Raw genomic sequence first — 17,869 nt, forward strand, 5'->3', positions numbered from 1 at the left:
CCGGGCCAAGCCGGATTGAGCTTACTTGAGGCCGTCCCAGGCCTTCTGGATATCGGCGGCGACCTGATCGGCGGACTTGCCGCCGACAAAATCGATCATGCCGGTCCAGAATGCGCCCGCACCGATCTTGCCCGGCATCAGGTCGGAACCGTCAAAGCCGAAAGTCGTTGCGGTGGTCAGGATTTCGCCCTGGCGCTTCATCTGCTCGTTGGCATAGGTATCGACGTTCACACCCTTGTATGGCGTCAGGAAGCTGGACTGTGCCATCCACACTTCATGCGCAATCGGGGCTTTCAGGAAGTCGACGAAAGCCTTCGCGGCGGGCGCTTCCTTGGTGACGGTAACGAGTGTACCCGCACCCAGGACCGGCTTGCCGAGTTCAGGCTTGGAAGCGTAGGTAGGCATGTAGAAGAAATCCACATCCGTGCCGACCTTGGTGCCTGCCGGGAAGAAGGACGGCACGAAGGATGCCTGATGGTGCAGGTAGCACTTCGGCGGAATGTCGAAGAGGCCCTTGGGGCTGTCGCGGAAGTCGGTGGAGGCCACAGCCGCGACACCGCCGCTGACGTATTTTTCGTTCTTGGCGAATTTGCCGAACTCGTTGATCGCCGCAACCACGGCCGGATCGGTGAACTTGACCTCGTTCGTCGTCCATTTCTGGTAGACATCGAGCGGCTGCGTGCGCAGCATCAGGTCTTCTACCCAATCCGTTGCCGGCCAGCCGGTAGCACCGCCGGAGCCGAGGCCGATGCACCAGGGCGTGCCACCATCAGCAACGATCTGATCCGTCAGCTTGAACAGGTCTTCCATGGTCGTGGGCACTTTATAGCCCGCTTCCTCGAAGTTCTCAGGCACGTACCAGACGAGCGACTTCACGTCGGCCTTGAAGGGGAATGCGAAGTAGGCCTTGTTGCCGTCCTTACCCTTGTAGCTGCCGAGATCGACCCAGGATTTGCCCGCGCCGTAATTTTCCTCGACCCATTTCGCGGTCTCATCACCGAGCGGCACCAGAAAGCCCTTGGCGGCGAGATCGGCCAGAAGACCGGGCTGCGGCAGAATGGCGATATTGGGCGGCGAGCCTGCCTGCGTGTCGATGACGATCTGCTGTTCGTAGTTTTCCGACGAGGAATAACGGACGTTCACGCCCGTTGCGTCAGCGAAATAGGCAAGCACCGACTGGAACAGCGCTTCATCCTCACCGCGCCAGGGCCCGAAAATCGTCAGCGTCTGGCCTTTGAGGTCGGCATGCGCCGCCTTGAAGTCCTCGTAGCTTTTCCAGTTGAACTTGGCGTCCTGACCGGGCGCGAATTTAAGGTCGGCGGCAAAGGCCGAACCCGACAGCAGCACTATCGATGCCGCCGTCGCCAAAAGAGTCTTCTGCATGTGATTTACCTCCCATCACATAAAAGGCTCAAAGCACCTCCCATAAATCAAAGCGCTTTGGCTGCCTATTCATCTCATTGTCATCAAGAAGGAGTCAAGAGGCTCTTTCATTGGATGGGCCGCATTGTCGTATGAATAGTCATACTTACTTAGGAAGGCGGCTATCGTTTTCGATTGAGAAAACCAGCGGAGGCTGGTAAAAACCTAAAGCGCTTTGGGAGTTTGAGGAGAGGCTTTTGCCATTTTCCAAAGTGCGCGCATGGAGGAAAACAAACATGAACCTGAAACAGTTGTCGCAACTGCTGGGGATTTCTCAGACAACCGTCAGCAGGGCGCTCAACGGATATCCCGAGGTCAGCGCCGAAACGCGACGCCGTGTCACGGAAGCCGCCGAAAAGACCGGATACCGCCCGAATGCCGCGGCGCAGAGGCTGGCGACAGGCAAGGTCGGCTCCATCGGACTGGTGATGCCGGTTGGCGAACACCACCGCTCGGATGTGCATTTCGGCGAATTCCTGAGCGGCCTCGGCGAGGAAGCGGCCCGCAGCGGGTTTCACCTCGTCATCACGCCCACGGAGCCGGAAAAGGAACAGGAAGCCCTGCGGGGACTGGCCGCAAGCGGCAGTGTCGATGGCATCTACCTCGCCTACATGAAAAAGAGCGACACCCGCATTGCCATGATGCAATCGCTGTCGCTGCCCTTCCTCGTCCATGGCCGCTCCTTCGGCGTGGAGGAGGATTATCCCTATCTCGACGTGGACAATGAGGCCGCCTTTCGCGATGCGACCCAGCTGCTGCTCCAGCTTGGCCATAAACGGATCGGGCTTCTGAACGGGCCAGAAGGCTACGACTTTACCTTCCGCCGCTATCTCGGTGTGGAAAAGGCGCTGGCGGCAAACGGCCTGACCTTGCGCCCAGAAAACACAAGGCACAGCAGCATGACCGACGAGGAGGGTTATCTCGGCATGGAGGCGCTGCTGTCACAGCCAGAGAGGCCGACCGCCATTGTTTGCGCCAGTACCGCACTTGCGCTCGGCGTCATCCGCTCGCTCAACCAGCGCGGCCTGAAACCCGGCAGAGATATTTCGCTGATCGCCCATGACGACGTGCTGCCGCTTCTGAAGCCCGACAATTTTTCCGTGCCGCTCACCACCACCCGCTCGTCGCTCAGGGCAGCGGGCGTGCGTGTCGGCCAGCGCCTGATCAACCGGATCAAGCTCAATCAGACGGAGCCCCATCAGGAACTCTGGAAGGCGGAACTCGTGGTTCGCGCCTCCACAGGGCCAGCGCCGAAAGAGTAGCGCCGATTTCAGAACTTCGGTGCGGTCTTGCCGAGCGCGCGATAGGCGGCGATGACGGTGTTGGCCATCAGCATGGCGATCGTCATCGGGCCGACACCGCCCGGAACCGGCGTGATGGCAGCGGCCACAGCACTTGCCTCGTCAAAGGCGACATCGCCGACCAGCTTCGTTTTGCCTTCGCCTTTTTCCGGCGCGGGAATGCGGTTGATGCCGACATCGATGACCGTTGCGCCGAGTTTTACCCAATCGCCCTTCACCATCGCCGCACGACCGACTGCCGCCACGAGAATATCGGCCGTCTTGCAGACGGTGGCGAGATCCTTGGTGCGTGAATGCGCCATCGTCACCGTGGCATTGGCGTTCAAGAGCAGCTGGCCCATCGGCTTGCCGAACAGGTTCGAGCGGCCGATGACCACGGCGTTGAGGCCGGAAAGGTCTTCGCCGTGAATGCCGCGCACCAGAAGCATGGCGCCAGCGGGCGTGCAAGAAATGAGGCCGGTGGCAAGATCGCCGGTTGCGAGCTTGCCGGCGTTGAGCACGCTCAGCCCGTCCACATCCTTTTCAGGCAGGATCGACTGGATGATCTCATCGGAATTGAAGTGCTTCGGCAAAGGAAGCTGCACCAGAATGCCGTGGATCGACGCATCGGCGTTCAAATCGCCGACCAGCTTCAGGAGATCAGCCTGCGTCGTTTCTTCCGGCAGTGTGTGCTGAACCGAATTGAAACCGCATTGCTTGGCCGTCTTGCTTTTGGAGTTCACGTAAGCGTGGCTGGCCGGATCGTTGCCGACGATGACAACCGCGAGACCGGGCTTCACGCCCTGTTCCGCCTCAAGCGTTTCTGCCGATTTGCGGACCGCCTCCGTTACCGAAGCCGCCTTCGCCTTCCCGTCAATCACAACTGCCATGCGTCCTGCTCCTGCTGGGTTACGTTGGCTCCGTATGGTATCCCATTCACAGGAATGCAAGCGAAAATGCGGCGTTTTCAGGCCGTTTTGCGGTAGTCTTCGCGGTGATCGGCGTAATCGGCGAGACGCTCCCTCAAGAGCGCCAACTCGCGTCTCAATTCCGCCAACTCCTCGGCCTCGGCCTGCTCGTGATCGAAGTGCCCGGCAAGGGCTTCATTGAGCAAAGGCGGCAGCTCCGGCGACATTTGGGCAGCATTCCGCACAGTGCGGTTGCCCATCAGAACCTGCCGGACGCGCTCGTCCAGCGGAATGTCATCGGTATCAAATCCGGCCTCATTCGCCGCCTCGGCGTAATAGTCGGCGAACTCATCCTCCGGCTCGAAATCGCCATCGGTGGCCGGCTCTTCCAGATCGTGGAACACATCCGGCTCGATCGGCTCGAATTCGGGAAACTGCGCGGATTGTGTTGGCACTTCTTCAGAGGGGAGAACCTGCGCGTCCTCGAAGGCGAATGCGGCCTCCTCTTCCTCGTCGTGGCGACGATAGCTCAGGAGGTAAAGGCTGCCCAGCAGGCCGATCAACGCGCCACCGCCCGCCAGCATCCCGGCTTGCGTCATATCGCGCGACAGCTCGCCCGGTCCGGCCTTCCTGGTGAGGCGGGTCTCAACGGCGGTAGTCGTGGATGAGGACATGTCCCGGCGTTCGCTTGCCTCGAGATAGGCATTTCGCGCCGTTTCCAGCTCACCCTGCAATCTGGAGAGTTCACCGGGCGTGACATCGAGGCTGCTCAGCCGATCAAGGTGTTTCGTCCGCTCGCCGTTCGCGGTTGCAACTTCCTGTGCGACGCGCTTTTCATCCGCCCGCAAACCATCGACCAACTGGCGAAGTGCGGGAGCGACAAGCGCCTGCACGGCATCCACCGCATTCTGGGCGGCGATGCGGCGGGGATGTTTCGGGCCGTAATCCACAGAGACCCCGGCTAGTGCCATGCTGGCACTCGCATGTCTTTGCCTGATATCCTCAAGCGCTGAGAAAGCAGCACCTGACGGCAGGGGCTTCGACAACACATCATTCGGCTTGAGCGCGGAGGCCGCCGCCAGCTCCGTCTGAAGCGATTGTTGCTGCCGGGTGCTCCCCGCAAGGTTGTCGTTTATGTCGCGCAACTGCTGTTCGAGCTGCTGCACTTCTGACAGCACGGTATCGCCGTGGCGCATCTGGAAACCGTTCAGCGCGGCTTCCGCCTCGTCCAGCCGGGTCCGCGCCCTCTCCGTCTCGCGCATGGCAGGCGTCATGGTGCCAGCCTTGCCATCCGCCATCACACGCATCGAAAGATAGTCGGTAAGCCGCATCGCGCCTTCCGGCGTCGCAGCCTTCGAGGTTACGATAAGCGTATTTTCATCCGGGGTCAGTTCCAGCCGGATCGCCTCGCCCACCGCGCCGTTCAACGCTTCGCGCGGGGAAAGCGAACGCGTATCCGCCCCCGTCAAAAGGTCGAGAAGCAGGCCAAGCTCGCCCTGATTGTGAACGCCGACCATATCGGCGGGTTTCAATTTGAGGTCGCCCGTTATCCGGTCCAGCCCGGAGGGCGAAAGCAGGGTGCGGCGGGCCATGGCAAGAAAGCGGGCCGCATCAGGCGCATCGTAACCGGTCTGGGTGACCTCGACACGCGCCTGCGAAACATAGCCGCGAAAACCGGAATCGATGAGCAGGAGCGGAAGTGCAGCACCCGCGACAGTGGCCGCGGCCACGCAACCGGCCGTCAGAAGTCGCAGACAATGCTTGCGCAACTGCGACACAGGTACGGCGACATCATCCTCGTCAGGGCGCGTCGCCATCATATCGGGACTGTGATCAACCATCTGAAGCCGTCTGCCACGCTCGGCGCCGCCCGCAACAGGCAGCTTTCAAAACCTTACGGGAGGTTAAAGGATCGTGGCAAACAAATGGTTAACGCGGGCTTTGCGGACCGGTCTCAGCCCTTGCCGAGCGCGATGTGCCATGGCTCGGCGCACAGGCTGTAAAGCCAGCTCATATGCAACTTGCGAAAGATTTCCGGCATGCCGGCCACTTCGGACGCCAGCACCTTGAACAGTGGGCCGACCGCGATGGCGACCCGCGCATCGTCGCGACTGACGCTGCGATGCAGCCATTTTTCCTGATTTTCCCCGAGCATGCCGGCCAGCACGACATCCACCTTCACGCCCGACGTATCCCGGTTCAGCATCACGAAATCATGCCAGGGTGCGTGTGCGCGCAGCTTGGCGAGGACCTCTCCGACCTGCGCCGCATCATCTCCCGCAACGCCGATACGTTTCGGCACAGCCATATAGGTCAGAAGCGCCATGACGAAGGCGACGCCGTCGATGGTGACGGGCAGAGGCTTGCCATGTTCGGCGCGTGCGGCGGCATTCATCCCCCTGCCCTGCGGCAGAAGCAGACAGCTTTCCAGAATCTGCCGGTAAGCAATGTCCTTGAGAGACAGCCTGGCATTCTGGATGGTGAGAAACGAGAGCATCGTATGGCCTTCGCAAGCCGAAGCCCGACCGCTGACCATTTCCAGCGCCCCGTTCCAGTCCAGATCACAGACGCGCAATCCGTGGATATTCCGTTGCGATCCCGTCCGCGCAAAACCTGCCGCGAAATTCATGCCAACCCCCAAATGCCAAACCCACCGCCGGCAATCCGGCGCAAGGTTTGCTGGATGGCGGCTCATGGGTCTGTTTATACAGGTGCTGGTTGAAGTTACCCTGAAAGCAACTGTTCGAATGTCACGGGAAATAGAAAGGCTCGATTAACCAGACTGGCGGCCCACACTGCGTCACGCGACGTCAGTGGCTCGGGGCCGCTTCTTTTCCGGCGTCGACTTTCTCGCCTTCAACAATCTTGACCGAATGGGGCGAACCATTGCCCTTCTGCTCGCGAATATCGGCTTTCGACAGATAATCGAGCTGCTCGATCAGCACATCACCGACCACCTCATCGCCGAGCCTCTTGTTCAGCCCCTCGCGGATGCGCTGCTTGAAGACATCAGGATCGAAAGTGGAGATATTGGCGATGTTGACCATGGAAGAGCCCGCTAGAAGCGTGAACAATTCGTCGGTCATCAACTGCGTTGCCGGCAGTTCGATCTTCGCCATCTTTTCCTTGTCGACACGCAGGGAAATGCGGCTGAGGAAATAGCCATTCACACCGCCATCATTGATGACGGGAATGGTGATGCTTTCGCCTTTGACCAGTTGCAGGCTGGCCTTTTTCGCCCCCGCCTCATCCCCCGGCGAGGGTGCCGTCGCCATCTGGACGGAGAAATACACCGCGCCGAGCGTGACGGCGCAAACCCAGACGCCGGTGAGAAGAAGCTTCAACATCAGGAGGCGGCACCATACATGAACTGTTCCTGCGAATAGGTGCCGTCCGTATCGGCTTCCTGGATCGCGGTCTTGAGCAGATCCGCGACAGCGCGAACCGCATTCAGATGCGCCTCGACGCGGCTGGCATTGGTTGCAAGCTTGGACTTGATGCCCTGCACCTGATCGAGATGTCCGGCGGCGATTTCCTCATGGGGCGTATCGCGGAACAGCATCGTCAACTCATAGAGGCAACGGCTTTTATGGGCATTGGAGACTTTGAAATCGAACTGGGGGTCCTTACCGATATTGTCATTCTCATTGTCGATGATCATTTCAAGACGGCCGAGAACGGATTTGATGCGGTGGTCGTTCGACATAAGGTCCATGCGTGTCTCCTCGTTATGATTTATCATGCTCAAGCCTCGTCCGTTTTATCATTGGAAACGCCGAGGACCTGCCTTTCGAACTCCGCCACCATCCGAATTGCAGCATTATGGTCTTTTTCATTCATGGATACGTCGGTAATGCCTTTGCTCTCGGCTTTCCGCAACGCATCCTTGTAGGCCTGTTCCGCAATGCCGACGCCGCCATTTCTGGAGATCGTGTCGGCAAACTGTTCCGCCATCATGCTTTTCCAGATCTCGCCGGCATTACCCTTGCCGTAAACCTCCTCGCTGTCTTTCGGCAGCATGTTGGCAACGAAGGTCTGAAGCACGGAAGCCTCATACTTGCGATATGTTTCCGGAATTTCGGTACGGGCAGAGCGGATGTTGGTATTGCCGAGACCCGCCTTCGAGGTGGCGCTATCAAGCATATCAACGGCAGCGCCAAAGCCCTTGCCCGAATCGGCAAGGCTCGTCGCAGCGAAAGCCGCCTTGTTCGCCTTCAATTTTTCCTGGGCGACCTGCACTTCCTGAGGGTCCGCAGCGCGAACCACATCCATCACCAGATCACTTATAACCGATATCGCCACGTCCAGAACTCCCGAGCTGACGAACGGGCGGCATTGAAGGCCGGGCGTTCGCTCAATCAAGAAACACCGCTCAATACGTCCATCCGGACGCCAGCGATGCAACAACGGGATAGACTATGGATCGCCAACCTTGCTGGAGGCTGGTGTCCGGGATGCGTTCGTTATTTCTAACAGATCATAGATTGCATTATCGTCGGCCTCACGATCCTCGAGGTCACGGGCAAGGTGCATTCTGTCCTCAAGCCGGTCAGCCTTGGTCTTTTCCTTGAGCACCTTGTTTTCCTGCAATTGCTGCACGCCGGTGAGCTGGCGGTCCTTGACGACGAGACGGCCGTAACGATCCGAATAGTGCTTGGAGAACATCTGGTGGACCGGTTCCATGGAACTCATCGCTTCAAGCACGGTCTCCATGGATTCTGCCACTTCCGCACGCACGCGGGTGGTGTCAGCCAGCTCGACCTCGGCCATTTTCTCCATATGGCGCTGGACCGTTACCAGGCGCTTGAGTTTGGCCGAACGCTTGTCCGAAGCCATGGCGTTTTCTCCAGATCAAAAGCCGATGAAGACCGGGCCGAAACCATCCACGAACTGGCGGATGAGGGCCGCGATCGACAAATAAAGCATGAAAATACCGCCCGCCAGAACAAAAGGCGTCGATATGAAGTAGACCGGTATCTGCGGCGCCAGCTTGTTGATGAGACCGACCGCGACGTTGAACATCAAGCCGTAGATCACGAAAGGGCTGGCAAGCCGCAGCATAATCGAGAAGGACGCCCGCAGCGTATCGGTGAGCGTTATCAGCATCTTCTGGCCGCTGATCAACGCACCGACCGGTGTCGCCCCGTAGGAATCGATCAGCGCCCGCAGAACGATGTGGTGGAAATCCAGTATGAACAGCACCATAAGCCCGCCGAAGGTGATGAAGTTCGATATCTGATTTTCCTGCACATCTTCGATGACATCCGCACCGCCGGGAGCGCTGAGCCCGATGGATGCGCCGATGAGCGCGCCAGTGAACTGAAAGCCGAGCGTGTAAAACCGTGCGATCAATCCATACATCGCGCCGATGACGATCTCGGTGAAGATGAGGCCGACAACGGTGCCCTGGCTTGCGCCGGAGACTTTCGGATAGATCGTATCCCACAGCACCGGCAGAAGCGCCATGGAGATCGCGACGCAGAGCAGAATGCGGATCTGCGGTGAAATGCGCGAGCTGGAAAAGCCCGGCATGGTCATGAAGCAGGCGCCGATGCGGCAAATTGCAAGGAACAATGCGATAATTGCCCCTTGCGGGTCGGTTATCATGAAATGGCGCCCAGAATCTTGATCTCCAGCCCCTTGGCCAGTTCCACATGCGAGAGAACCGGCAGGGTCGCAAAGAGTCGTTCGATAATCATGCGCACATAGGACCGTGTTTCCGGCGACGTGACAAGGACAAAGGGCAGTCCGCGATCCATGAATTCACGGATAACTTTCGACGCCTGCTCGGAAAACTCCTCGAGATGGCGGGGATCGATGTCGAATTCGACGATTTCGCCCTTTTGATCACGCTTGAGCGCCTGATGGAACACCATATCCCACTTGTTGCCGAGCCGTAGCACACGCAACACGCCATTGTCGGCGAGATCGCCGCAGAGCTGCTGCGACATGCGTACCCGCACATGTTCGACGATCTGCTCGGTCTTGCGCACATGCGGGGCAAGTTCGGCGACCGCTTCCAGAATGAGATGCAGGTTGCGGATCGACACGCGCTCGGCGAGCAGCAGTTTCAGCACCGCCTGCAGGCCGGAATAGGACATGTGCGACGAGCAGATTTCGTCGGCGAGCTTCTTGTATTCCGGATCCAGCCTGTCGATGAGGATCTTGACGTCCTTGTAGGACAGCAATTGCGGCAGGTTGTTGCGGATGACTTCGCTCAGATGCGTCAGCACCACCGAGACATTGTCGATTGGGTGGAAACCTTCGCGCTTCAAATCCTCGGTGAATGTCTCGAGAATGGAGACGGCCGGCATGCCGAAGGCGGGTTCACGGATTTCGTCGCCCGGAATGCTCGGCTTGCGCCCCGCCCCCGTCACGACAAGAACATCGCCGACACGCAGATTGCTCGACGCGATCGTCGTGCCATGAACACGGATCTGGTAGGCTTTTTCCGGGATCATGATGTCGTCGGATACCTTGATCTCCGGCACGACGAAACCGTATTGGGTCGCGAACTTCTTGCGCATCTTGCCGACACGGAAAGCCAGCTCCTGATGCGCACCGAGAAGGCGGGTCGAAACCTGCTTGCCGAGCGCCAGCTCGATTTCGGCGGTTTTCAGAACCTGCTTGACCGAGTCCTTTTCCGCTTCGTTGGTCTGGAGAACCTTGTCCTCCTCTTCCTGACGGCGAAGCGCGCTTTCCGCCTCGGCCTGGCGCGGAATATACCAGCTGCCGAAGGCCATGATGCCGCCCAGAAGCGTGAAGGGCAGGAAGGGCAATCCCGGAATGACGGCAAGCAGCCCCATCAGCATGGCTGCGACCATCAAGGCGCGCGGATAGCCGCTCAGCTGATTGATGACGGCCTGATCCGTCGATCCGGCGGTGCCGCCGCGCGACACCAGAAGGCCGGCCGCCAGCGACACGATAAGGGCCGGGATCTGCGAGACGATACCGTCACCGACCGAAAGCTTGACGAAAACATCGGCAGCCTCGCCGATCGGCATGCCGTGGCGGAAATAACCGATGATGATGCCGCCGAAAATATTGATGGCGGTGATGATCAGACCGGCGATCGCATCGCCGCGCACAAACTTCGAGGCACCGTCCATCGAACCGAAGAAAGAGCTTTCTTCCTCCAGTTCCCGGCGGCGGCGCTGCGCTTCCTTTTCATCGATGATGCCGGCGGACAGATCCGCATCGATCGACATCTGCTTACCGGGGATGGCATCGAGCGTGAAGCGCGCGCCGACTTCGGCGATACGGGTGGCACCTTTGGTGATGACGATGAAGTTGACGGTGATCAGGATCAGAAAGACGATCAGACCGATCACGAAGTCGCCGGACATGACGAGGCCGGAGAAACCCGCGATCACACCGCCGGCCGCCGTCGGTCCCTCGTTGCCGTGCGAAAGGATGACGCGCGTCGTCGCAATGTTCAGCGACAGACGGATCATGGTCGCAATCAGCAACACGGTCGGAAAAGACGAGAAATCCAGCGGACGCTGGATCCAGAGCGCCACCATGAGGATAAGGACCGAAAGCGCTATGGAAAAGGCCAGCCCGACATCCACCAGAACGACCGGAATGGGCAGGAAGAGAACGCAAAGGATCGACACGATGCCCAATGCGAAACCGACATCCCGCATGCTCGGGCTTACCTTGGGCAAGGAAATGACTGGTGGTTGAGCCATAAAATCGTCCTGTCTCTTCATGAGAAGGGCGACGGAAAAGCCGCCGCACGGTTCCGTGGCATCGGTTTTCGAAAATCACTCACGCAATTCAGCCCGATGCTTCAGCCTATCCCTAGTCGCTGAAGCTTGCGCGAGGATGGCATCCGGACCGGACGGGCGTCAGAAGCCCGACTGAACCCGTGAAAAGACGAGATTGGAAAAAAGAGCGATCTGCGCGCCCACGAAGGGGGCGGCGACGCCAAGAACGATCATGATCGTCACGATTTTAGGGACGAAAGTCAGCGTCATTTCCTGAACCTGGGTCAGGGCCTGGATGAAGGCGATGGCGACACCGACGATCATTGCCGCAAGGACGGCGGGACCGGCCGCAACGAGAACCGTCCAGACTGCCGCCTGCATGATATCAAGCGCATCGGCCTCGTTCATCGCCCAATCCTTTATTCCGGAGAGGCGGCATCATGCCGCCTCATCAATCTCAGGAACCAGCCGGAACATCCGACTCGGCCGAGCCCGTAGGTTTACTCGTGATCGGGCCGTTGGAGAAGACCACGCCAGCCTGAAGCAGGACTTTATCACCGGATTCCGTGACGGCGACGATGCCATCCGAAAAGACCTGAACCTCTTTCACCACGCCCGTGACCTTGTCATCGGCGCTCTGAACCGTCTTGCCGACCAGATCGGAAGCGCGCGTCAGGGCTTCCGCCTGCAGCATGCTCTTCAGATGGGTGTTGGTCTTGATCGTCTGCTCAACCTGCGAGAAGCTTGCCAGCTGCGACATCTGCTGACCGGCATCCATCGGGCTGGTCGGATCCTGATGCTTCATCTGGGTGATCAGCAACTTCAGAAAGCTGTCGTAGTTCAGCGAAGCCGCGTTCTTGTCACTGTTGCTCGCCCCGGCATTAGCCCAGGGATTTGCCGCTGCCGAGTTGACTGCGTCTACCGCCATGGTGCGATCTCCTTGCGAATCTGTTCGATCGTTGCGGGGGTCATTTCCTGATTGTTGAGGATTTTCTCCTCGGTCGGATAAAGACCGCGGATGGCCTTCAGAGCCTCGAAAGCCTTGCCAGAAGCAACCAGACCGTCGATCCGCTTGAGTTCCGCCAGTATCTCCTCATGCTGGAAGCAATTCAGCAGCATGCTCACGGATTTGCGGAACAGGTTCGTCGACTGTTCGCGTCCTTCCGGATTGATGAGGATCATCTGCGCGATGAAATAAAGCTGCCTCAGCGGCGTCGTCGCCTGCTCCGGCTGCAGGACGTGGTTTTCAAGTAGGAACGTGACATCGTTCAGGAATTCGAGCGCCACCTTGCGATCCACCCGCAAAACAGCTCCGTTGATGAAAATCTTTTCGCCCGATTTCAGCGAGATTCGAAGTGTACTTTTCATTTCAGTCCATCCCTGATGATGGTTGTCACGTCAATTATACCCTGGAAATTCGTCGACTGACGTTTCCGGATCAGTTCGCACTCTTTCAAAATCCAGATCGCAATCGAAATCAGATTTGCCCTGAGTTCCATGGCCAGCTGGTTTTCGGGCTGCTTGAGGTCCTCAATGAAGCGGATCCAGACCCGTCGAGTGTAAAAAAGCGCTTCGATCGTATGGCGCTGGGAAGACGAATCCTTTGCCTCCACCAGAAGGTCGATCGATTTTGTCAACGCCTGCCGCTCGCGATCCTTCGCGTCTGCGACACCATCCTCCATGATTTCGGCGTAGGAAAACTGGTACATTCATGTATCCTTTATCTGCCGCCACCCCTGTTCATCAGAGGTAGTTTACCAGACTCATTTTTTGCAGACGCGACGTGAGGCTGTATGCAATTTCAATCTGCTGCTGGAGCAGATCGAGGCGTGTCTTCACCTCGTAGGTATCGATCCCCTCGATATCCAGCAGGTGCGTCTCGATGATCTTCTTCTGGGCGGCCAGTGAGTCATTCGCTTTGGAAACACGGCTCTCGGAGAGGCCGAGCACGCTCTGCTGCTGGTTCAAACCACTAATGGCCGTGCCTATATTGGTCACCGACCTGGTCGCCACCAATTCGCGAACGCCGCTCGGCACCTTGTCATCAAGGAACGTCATCGCCGTCATGGCCGTCATCGCGAAGTAGCGCATCCCCTGGGAGTTGCTGTTGGTCGATGTATCGACCACCTCGTTCTGGCTGATGCGGCTCGTCATGTTCGTGTCGCTCGCCTTAGATCCATAGGTCGTCCAGAAATCGTAGTTCTGGCCGGCCGTGAGATCACTGTGCGGCGGGTTCGTCACCGTCGTGGTGCCGTTGAACACACCTTCGATATGGGTCATGAACGCTGCAGCCTGATCCTTGGACAGGTTGGCAATATTGCCGACAGCCGGTGTCTGTGCCGCCATGAACGCGTTCAGCTCCACCTCATAGGCTGCCTTCAGCGTCGAGCCTTCGGCGAAGTAGTCGTCAACTGGCTTCACATCCGTATTGATACCGGAAAACAGAAACTCGCCACTGACTGCCGTATTGGCAAAGCCGGTAAAAGTATTGAACGCATTCGTAATCGTTTTGGCGACCGTTGCCAGCGTTGGCGCTTCACTGCTGGTATTCGGGACAAGAACCTTCTGAATTTCCTGCGCGGCCTTCGCCATGCCATCAAGCGCCGCCTGGGAGGACTTGAGACGCTGCGTAGCAATGGAATTGATGCTGACGAGCGAGGAGAGGCGATCGACATCCCGATTGAGATCGAGGCTGCGGGCCGTGTTGGCGCCCAACGTCACGCCGATATCGGCATGTTTGCCGGTCGTCAGCTCGGTATTGAGGTTCGTCATCTCAAGCTGGGCCTTGAGGATGGTGCTGCGCATGCTGTTCTGCATCGCCAGCGATGAAATGAAGGACGTTTTCATCTTTTACCTCACCATGTCCATCAGCGACTTGAGCATATCATCAACGGTGCTCACGAGTTTGGTTGCCGCCTTGTAGGACTGTTCGATATCCATGAGCAGCGAGAGCTCCTCATCCAGGCTGACGGCCGTATTGTTCGAATAGGAAGAGGCGGAGCGCTCATAAAGCGCACTTTTCGCTTCGTTTGCCGAAGTTGCGCCGGACCGTTCCTGTTCGAGCCACCCCATCGAATTGGTGCCGTATTTCAGGATGCTGGTATTCGTATCGATACGTGTCGACGCGTCAAAGCTCATGGGCGCGTCAAAAGCAGTCACATAGCTGTCGATCAGCTTGGAAAAGCCGGTTCCGCCCGTCGTCGACGGATTGATCACATAAGCGGTACCGTTGATGCCGCCGTCACGCAACAATTCCGGGTTTCCACCTTTGGAAATAATTAACGCCGAGTTGACGGTAATGCTGGCAGCGAGCCCCGGAGAGACAACACCGTTTGCCGGAATAGTCGTCGCCGCAGGCGAACCATAGGTGAAGAGACCCGGCCTGTTCGGCAGACCGCTGGTCGCATCTGCCGGCTTCTCTGCAAACATGGAGATGAGGCCGCGGGCGATTTCGTCGAGCTGGCCCTGCATGGTCGGCGCCAGATCGTCGCGAACCTGCATCAGGCCCTGAAGCGAACCCTCAGCCGTCGTGTTGCTGCCGGTGCTCGCCTTGATTGCGACGCTGTCGACATAGATCGCATTGCCGGTGGTCGTCGCATCGTAGCCCGGTTGCGCCTTGAAGGTCACCTTGCGCGGCACGACCTCGAACAGGGTCGCGCCTTCCGTCGTATAAAGCGCGACATCGTTGTTTTCGCGGTTGACGACATTGATACCGATGATGGACGAAATGTCCTTCAGCAGCGTCTCGCGCTGATCGAGAGCATCGCTGGCGTCGCCGCCAATCGCGGTCTGCGCCTTGACCTCGTTGTTGGCTTCCTCGAATTTCGAAAGAAGACCATTCAGTTTGTCGACCTGAAGGGAGATTTCCTTGTCGACACGCAGACGCATGGCCTGCAATTCGGACGACGCCTTATTCAGGGAGTTGGCGACGTCCGTGGCCGAGGTCACCGCCGTCGCTGCCAGAGCGGCATCGCTCGGCTTGGCAGAGTAACCGTCGAGGCTCTCGCGCAGTTTCTTCATATATTCGGCTGGCGAGCTCTCGTAATTGTTGCCGCCGAAAAGGCTCTTCATCTCCTCAAGCCCGGTCAGAACGGTTTTCTGGCCGGAAGCGAGGGATGCACTGGCGATTGTCTGTCTTAGAAGACTTTCATTCTGGGCACGGCCATTGGTGACGATATTCGCACCATACATGGTCGTGCCGAGAATGGCGGTTCGCTTGACGTAGTTCGCATTACCGACATTGGCAATGTTTTTCGAAGTAACGTCTGTCTGCTTACCTGTATTGTTGAAAATCGACTGCGCAGTAATCATTGCTGACGTGAGCGACATTCATTTGTCCTCGTGAGAATTATTATCTCTTCAGATTGATCAGAACATCCATCAAATCCGACCCGGTCTGGAAGACTTTCGAATTCGCAGTGTAGATACGCTGGGATTCAATCATGTCGGTGAGTTCGCTGGCGATATCGACGTTCGAGCCCTCAAGCGCACCCTTCTGGATGTAGCCGAAGCTGCCTGTCTGCGCGAAGCCGATGGTAACGACACCCGACTCGTTGCTGGGCAGGTAAACGTTACCGTTCTGCGGTGTGAGATTGTCGACGCTCGGTACCGTCGCCAGCGCCAGCTGGTAGATGTTGCGGCGACCGCCGTCCTGATAGACTGCCGTTACCACACCGTCCTTGCCGATTTCGACATCCTTGATCTGGCTCGGACCATTGCCGTTCAGGATCGCGGTACCCGGCGTGAACTTCGCCGAGAATTGCGACATGTCGGACAGGTCGATCTTGATCGCCTGTGCTACGCCGCTGTTGCCGTCATTAATGGTGATCGAATTGGGTGAAGTGGAAGTGAGTTTGTTGGTGGCAGGATCGAAGGTAAGATCCACCTTTTCTTTGACAAGAGTAGCCGGTGCTGTCGCCGTATACGGGAAACCGCCATTGGTTGACTGATCCTGACGATAGACCGCCACTTCCCAAGTGTTGGCACCAGTTTTGGTGTAATAGAAATCGTAGAGCACCTTCGCACCACCGCTGTCGAATGCCGTCAACGAGGTCTTGTTGCCAATGGTCGCAGTTGCGGCATTGCCACTCGGAAGCGACGCCGCCGCCACGATCGCGTCGTCGCGATTGAGGTTGGCCGGGAAGCTACCCTGCGTGGAGGGCGATGCCGTCAGGCCGAAATTGTTGACGTTGATGGCTTCAAGCCCGGTAAAACCGTTGACGACGGCAGCCGGCGGGTTGGACCCGTAGGGGTAACCCATGAGCTGGAAGCCTGCCGCATTTTCCAGAAAGCCTTCCGAATTCTTCACGAAAGAGCCAGCTCTTGTGAGGTAAGGCGTGCCCGCGCCGTCCTGAACCACGAAGAAACCGTTGCCCTGAATGGCAAGATCGGTGCTCGACGTGGTGTAGGAGAGGTTGCCCTGCTCCGAAATGCTGTAGCGAACGTTGGACTGCACACCGCCGGAGGCATAGCTGCCTGACGACGAGGGAAGAACGAGCGAGGAGAACGACGTCGATGCGCGCTTGTAGCCGGTGGTGCTGGCGTTGGCGATGTTGTCGCCCACGGTGCCCAGCTTGTTCGCCTGCGCATTCATGCCGGACACGCCGGTTCGCATAGTGCCGAAAATACTCATTCAAAAACCCTCGTGGTCATCTTCAGGGAGAAGGTAAAGCGTTTGGCTTGCGTGAAGCTGTCTGAAATACCGCGTTTGAAAAAGACCACGCGGATCAATGAAGGTCATTGCCAATCAATGCTGTAGCCAAGGAAACGCTTGGAATCGACCGGATCGTAGCCGAGCTTCTTGCGCAGCTTCTTGCGCAGCTTGCTGATATGGCTTTCCACGACGTTCTCTTCGACGTCATCATCGAAGATGCCGTAGATGGCGTTGAAAATCTGAGCCTTGGAAACGCGACGTCCGCGATTGGCAATCAAATATTCCAGGATACGGCGCTCGCGGCGTGGCAAGGCAAAGACCTCGCCACCCACTTCAGGATCACGGCCGTCGGAGAAAACCCGGATCGGCCCGGCATCGGTGAAGTTCGAGATGACCTGCAGCCGGCGACGGATCGCCGCCGCACGTGCAAGGATTTCACGGGGGTGAACCGGCTTGCGCACGACATCGTCGACGCCGCTGTCGAACAGCGCCAGCGTCGATTCCAGCGAGGGCTGGTCGCTGACCGCGATTACCGGTGCCGTCGTGCGATCCCTGATCGCCTTCGGCAACGAAAAGCTCCGGTCGCCCTGGCCGATCAAAAAGGCCTCAACGGCCGCAAGATCGCTGTCCGCCGCCGTCGAGACCCATTCCCCGAATTCGACCGGATCGAAACCGGTCGAGGGGATGCCCTCGCGCCCAAATAGAGATGTATAGCCGTCTTTAACGAGCTCGCGCTCATCAACCACTACGATCATTCGTCCGCCTCCGAATCAGTGTGGTGTTTTCTAATGAGGCATTGGTACGAATCGGGGGATTCAGCGACAACTGTAGGAAATCATCGATAGTTATTAATAATTGATTAACCATTTTGTGCCGATTTGATCTATATATAGTGGT

The 17,869-nt window shown here is 58.1% G+C and carries 19 protein-coding genes; 1 reads left to right on the plus strand and 18 read right to left on the minus strand.

Translation table 11 applies throughout. The annotated features are described in order from the left end of the window. Window positions 1-21: 21 nt before the first annotated feature. Window positions 22-1,383 (minus strand): ABC transporter substrate-binding protein, encoded by a 1,362-nt coding sequence (locus RBH10_RS19925; protein WP_281039615.1) that lies wholly within the window; start codon window positions 1,381-1,383, stop codon window positions 22-24. Window positions 1,384-1,634: 251 nt separating this feature from the next. On the opposite strand from RBH10_RS19925, the gene RBH10_RS19930 reads away from it, so the two are divergent. Continuing rightward, window positions 1,635-2,684, plus strand: a complete 1,050-nt coding sequence (locus RBH10_RS19930) for a LacI family DNA-binding transcriptional regulator (RefSeq protein WP_281039678.1) — start codon at window positions 1,635-1,637, stop codon at window positions 2,682-2,684. 8 nt (window positions 2,685-2,692) lie between these two features. Here the strand turns inward: RBH10_RS19930 and RBH10_RS19935 are convergent, their stop codons facing one another. From RBH10_RS19935 to rem, 17 genes are all read right to left on the minus strand, one after another. Then, the gene (locus tag RBH10_RS19935) at window positions 2,693-3,592 is read right to left on the minus strand and encodes a bifunctional methylenetetrahydrofolate dehydrogenase/methenyltetrahydrofolate cyclohydrolase (RefSeq protein WP_281039614.1); all 900 of its coding nucleotides are present in this window, start codon (window positions 3,590-3,592) and stop codon (window positions 2,693-2,695) included. Window positions 3,593-3,669: 77 nt separating this feature from the next. Continuing rightward, complete coding sequence (locus RBH10_RS19940) at window positions 3,670-5,451, minus strand: hypothetical protein (protein WP_281039613.1); 1,782 nt, start codon at window positions 5,449-5,451, stop codon at window positions 3,670-3,672. A 113-nt stretch (window positions 5,452-5,564) separates the two neighbouring features. Further along, window positions 5,565-6,239 carry a WecB/TagA/CpsF family glycosyltransferase gene (locus RBH10_RS19945; RefSeq protein ID WP_045022059.1) on the minus strand — a complete coding sequence of 225 codons (675 nt, stop codon included), beginning with the start codon at window positions 6,237-6,239 and terminating at the stop codon, window positions 5,565-5,567. A gap of 181 nt (window positions 6,240-6,420) precedes the next feature. Continuing rightward, window positions 6,421-6,957 carry a hypothetical protein gene (locus tag RBH10_RS19950; RefSeq protein WP_281039612.1) on the minus strand — a complete coding sequence of 179 codons (537 nt, stop codon included), beginning with the start codon at window positions 6,955-6,957 and terminating at the stop codon, window positions 6,421-6,423. Continuing rightward, window positions 6,957-7,325 carry a hypothetical protein gene (locus tag RBH10_RS19955; protein WP_003515122.1) on the minus strand — a complete coding sequence of 123 codons (369 nt, stop codon included), beginning with the start codon at window positions 7,323-7,325 and terminating at the stop codon, window positions 6,957-6,959. The genes RBH10_RS19950 and RBH10_RS19955 overlap by 1 nt, the downstream gene beginning before the upstream one ends. Window positions 7,326-7,354: 29 nt before the next feature. Then, window positions 7,355-7,912, minus strand: coding sequence for a rod-binding protein (locus tag RBH10_RS19960; protein ID WP_045022063.1), 558 nt, complete (start codon window positions 7,910-7,912; stop codon window positions 7,355-7,357). Between the two features lie 114 nt (window positions 7,913-8,026). After that, on the minus strand, window positions 8,027-8,446 hold the full coding sequence (locus RBH10_RS19965) for a hypothetical protein (protein ID WP_045022064.1): 420 nt from the start codon (window positions 8,444-8,446) through the stop codon (window positions 8,027-8,029). Between the two features lie 15 nt (window positions 8,447-8,461). Further along, on the minus strand, window positions 8,462-9,217 hold the full coding sequence (gene fliR, locus RBH10_RS19970; protein ID WP_281039611.1) for a flagellar biosynthetic protein FliR: 756 nt from the start codon (window positions 9,215-9,217) through the stop codon (window positions 8,462-8,464). Continuing rightward, entirely contained in the window at window positions 9,214-11,301 is a 2,088-nt protein-coding gene (gene flhA / locus RBH10_RS19975) for a flagellar biosynthesis protein FlhA (RefSeq protein ID WP_281039610.1), read from the minus strand. Before flhA ends, fliR begins: the two co-directional genes overlap by 4 nt. A gap of 159 nt (window positions 11,302-11,460) precedes the next feature. Then, the gene (locus RBH10_RS19980) at window positions 11,461-11,727 is read right to left on the minus strand and encodes a flagellar biosynthetic protein FliQ (protein WP_003515115.1); all 267 of its coding nucleotides are present in this window, start codon (window positions 11,725-11,727) and stop codon (window positions 11,461-11,463) included. A 49-nt stretch (window positions 11,728-11,776) separates the two neighbouring features. Further along, entirely contained in the window at window positions 11,777-12,247 is a 471-nt protein-coding gene (gene flgD / locus RBH10_RS19985) for a flagellar hook assembly protein FlgD (RefSeq protein WP_281039609.1), read from the minus strand. Continuing rightward, window positions 12,238-12,687: a flagellar biosynthesis repressor FlbT gene (gene flbT, locus RBH10_RS19990; RefSeq protein WP_003515113.1), complete on the minus strand. Its 450-nt coding sequence runs from the start codon at window positions 12,685-12,687 to the stop codon at window positions 12,238-12,240. Before flbT ends, flgD begins: the two co-directional genes overlap by 10 nt. After that, window positions 12,684-13,028 (minus strand): flagellar biosynthesis regulator FlaF, encoded by a 345-nt coding sequence (gene flaF, locus RBH10_RS19995; RefSeq protein ID WP_003515112.1) that lies wholly within the window; start codon window positions 13,026-13,028, stop codon window positions 12,684-12,686. The genes flbT and flaF overlap by 4 nt, the downstream gene beginning before the upstream one ends. 34 nt (window positions 13,029-13,062) lie before the next feature. After that, entirely contained in the window at window positions 13,063-14,166 is a 1,104-nt protein-coding gene (locus RBH10_RS20000; protein WP_281039608.1) for a flagellar hook-associated family protein, read from the minus strand. A gap of 3 nt (window positions 14,167-14,169) precedes the next feature. Next, entirely contained in the window at window positions 14,170-15,648 is a 1,479-nt protein-coding gene (gene flgK, locus RBH10_RS20005) for a flagellar hook-associated protein FlgK (protein WP_281039607.1), read from the minus strand. Between the two features lie 22 nt (window positions 15,649-15,670). After that, window positions 15,671-16,951: a flagellar hook protein FlgE gene (locus RBH10_RS20010; protein WP_045022072.1), complete on the minus strand. Its 1,281-nt coding sequence runs from the start codon at window positions 16,949-16,951 to the stop codon at window positions 15,671-15,673. Window positions 16,952-17,055: 104 nt separating this feature from the next. Then, on the minus strand, window positions 17,056-17,727 hold the full coding sequence (rem, locus tag RBH10_RS20015; protein ID WP_003515107.1) for a transcriptional activator Rem: 672 nt from the start codon (window positions 17,725-17,727) through the stop codon (window positions 17,056-17,058). Between the last annotated feature and the right edge of the window lie 142 nt (window positions 17,728-17,869).

This window comes from Rhizobium sp. AN73 (assembly GCF_030757975.1).
GTDB classification, from domain to species: domain Bacteria; phylum Pseudomonadota; class Alphaproteobacteria; order Rhizobiales; family Rhizobiaceae; genus Agrobacterium; species Agrobacterium arsenijevicii.